The sequence below is a fragment of the Pseudonocardia sp. KRD291 genome (assembly GCF_019263595.1).
Lineage (GTDB): Bacteria > Actinomycetota > Actinomycetes > Mycobacteriales > Pseudonocardiaceae > Pseudonocardia.
In genome coordinates, this window is the sequence record NZ_JADQDD010000468.1 from 1 (window position 1) to 2,589 (window position 2,589).

The 2,589-nt window shown below is 70.8% G+C and carries 2 protein-coding genes; one reads left to right on the top strand and one right to left on the bottom strand.

Annotated features, from left to right (window positions below):
• Window positions 1–304: 304 nt before the first annotated feature.
• Window positions 305–1,555 (bottom strand): DUF885 domain-containing protein, encoded by a 1,251-nt coding sequence (locus I4I78_RS31805; RefSeq protein WP_218615211.1) that lies wholly within the window; start codon window positions 1,553–1,555, stop codon window positions 305–307.
• A 354-nt stretch (window positions 1,556–1,909) separates the two neighbouring features.
• On the opposite strand from I4I78_RS31805, the gene I4I78_RS31810 reads away from it, so the two are divergent.
• On the top strand, window positions 1,910–2,293 hold the full coding sequence (locus I4I78_RS31810; RefSeq protein WP_218615212.1) for a hypothetical protein: 384 nt from the start codon (window positions 1,910–1,912) through the stop codon (window positions 2,291–2,293).
• Window positions 2,294–2,589: the final 296 nt, after the last annotated feature.

The window sequence follows — 2,589 nt, forward strand, 5'->3', positions numbered from 1 at the left end:
GGGCGTGCCGACTTGGCGAAGGACCGTCAAGGTCCTCCGGCCGGCACGCCCGCGAGGGCCGGGTGCCGGCCCTATCGGGTGCGTGTGACACCACGTTCAGGGCCTCCCGGGCGGAACGCATCGGGTACGTACCGCCAACACGGACGCTACTAGTGGTCACCCTGGTGCGGTCAACAGCAACTTGCTGTGACGAGCGGAAGATGAACCGCAATGGAACAACGGTCACCGACCGTTCACCGTCTGTGAGCCACCGTCCGACGTCTCGATCATGTAGCGTGGCACGACCGGTCGGCGACCATCCGGTCTAGCCGGCAGGCCCACCTGCCGCACCGGAAACGGGTGCGACACCGGCGGCGGACGAGGCGCGCTCCAGGTCACGCTGCAGGTCGCCGGGGGTGACCGGTTCGTCGAGCAGGCTCCGCAGGTTCCGGACGGGATCGGTGCCGGGCCGGGCGAGCCACGCCGACACCAGGGGCCGCCCCTCCGCGTAGGTGGTGGCGTAGGCCCGCCACTGCGGGTGGTCGAGGAACGACAGCATCCGTCGCGCCCGGCCGTCGTCGACGACCAGCCACCGGGACAGGTACCCGGCGACCTCGTCCGGGCCTGCGCCGTCGCGGTGACGCATCAACGCGGCGTCCTGGCGGGCCCGGCCCAGCATCGTCAGCACCGACTCGACCTCCTCGGCCAGCGCGCCGTCCACGGCGAGGCCGACGTCGGCGAGCACCTCCTGCGCGACGGCGCCCCAGCCCGGGCCGGGCAGGACGTCCAGCGCGGCGTCGGCCATCCCCTCGGCGAGCAGACCCTGCGGGCTGTGCACCAGGCGCAGACCCATCTCGGGCCGGTCGGCGGCGGCCGCGGCGGCGCGGCAGTACTGGGTGTGGTGCCCCGGGTACGCCTCGTGCACGACCAGCGGCAGCAGCTGACCGCGCCGAAGACGCGAGCTGCGGCTCACCGCGATCCGGCTGCGGTGCCCACCGAGGTGATGGGTGAAGGCGGTCCACGGCCGGTCCGGCACGACGTCGTGCTCGACCTCCTCCCCCGCGGGCAACGCGATGAGCTCACCGGTCCGGCGGCGCATCTCGGCGGTCATCGCCGCCACGGCGTCGGCCAGGCGCTCCGGCGGGATCCGGTCGCGTTCGCGGTAGCCGACCATCCGTCCGGCCAGCGGCCCGGTGCCGGGCAGCAGCTCACCCAGCCTGCGGTGCGCCTGCCGGTAGACGTCCGGATCACCGGCCCGGGCCGGCACCCCGTAGCTGGCGAGCACCTCGTCGGGGAACGACACCGGCGCCCCGTTCACGATCCGGATCCGGCACTCCAGCGCGCGCAGCTGCGCCGTGACGTAGCGCTCGCGGCGCGGGGGTAGCCCGGCGCCGGGAAGCTCCCGGCTCAGGCGCTCGACCTGCCGGGACAGCACCAGCGGGTCCGGGACGGGCTCGTCGGCGACGTGGCGGCGCAATGCCGCGTCGGCCACCGGGCCGTCCAGCAGACCCGGGACGAGCCGGTCCAGACGCAACGCCAGCAACGCGACGTCACGGAGCAGCAACGCGCGAGGCACGAACGGACTCTACGGCCGCTCGCGCAGCCGCACCCGGGAGCGACCAGGTCACCGCGAGCACGCGGCACGACGCAGGCCCGCCCGCGGTACGCGTCCGTTCGGGCGGTCGCGATCACGTCGGGTGACCATCTGGCGCCGTGATCGCCTCGATAAGACCGGTCAAAATTTCCCCGAAGTGAGGAGTAACCACACCCAAAGTAATGCTGTAACCCAATAGTGTTGTGGGATTTGGTCGGGCCGGAGCGGCGGGATAGATTGTGCTCAGTCGGCGCGGGCTCCCCCCTCTCTGACAACGCGCTGACATGGTGAGAGACCGGCTTCGGGCGGCCTCGAGAATCAAACTGGAGTAGAACTGTGCTGAAGAAGGCTGGAATCGTCGTGGCGGCGTCTGCCGCATCCCTGCTCGCGATCAGCCCGCTGGCCTTCGCCGGCGACGGTGGCCACGACGGCGAGAAGGGCGGCCACCACGGTGCCGCCAACGTCATCGACAAGGACTCGAAGGGCCTCGTCTCCGGCCTGAACGGGAACAACGTCAACGTGCCGATCCAGGCCTGCAACAACAACATCCCGGTCAACGTCCTGGGTGTGCAGGTTCCGGTCGAGGACGCGTCCGCGCTGAACGGCGTCACCGGCGCCCTCGGCATCCTGGGCGACGCCAAGGCCAAGAGCGGCGACTCGGTCACCGACCAGTCGGACAACTGCGGCCAGGAGTCGGGCTCCGGCGACAGCATCGGCTGAGTCGGAAACCCACAGGGTTCCTGAAAAGGCCCCGGAGCTTCTGCTCCGGGGCTTTTTCGCGCGCCCGAAACGATAACCGGCACGACCGTTCCGGGGTAACCCGACCGTGTGCCGCGTACGAGAATCCCGCACGATTCACTCCCCTCCGTCGACAGGTATCGCCCGACGGGGTGTGACCACGCTCGCCGGCCACGCATCAGCACGGCCCGCAACTGCGCTCCGTGACTGTCCGAGGTCCGGGACATGCACGGCTTCGGCCCGACCAAATCCCACAACGCGATTGGGTTACAGCATTA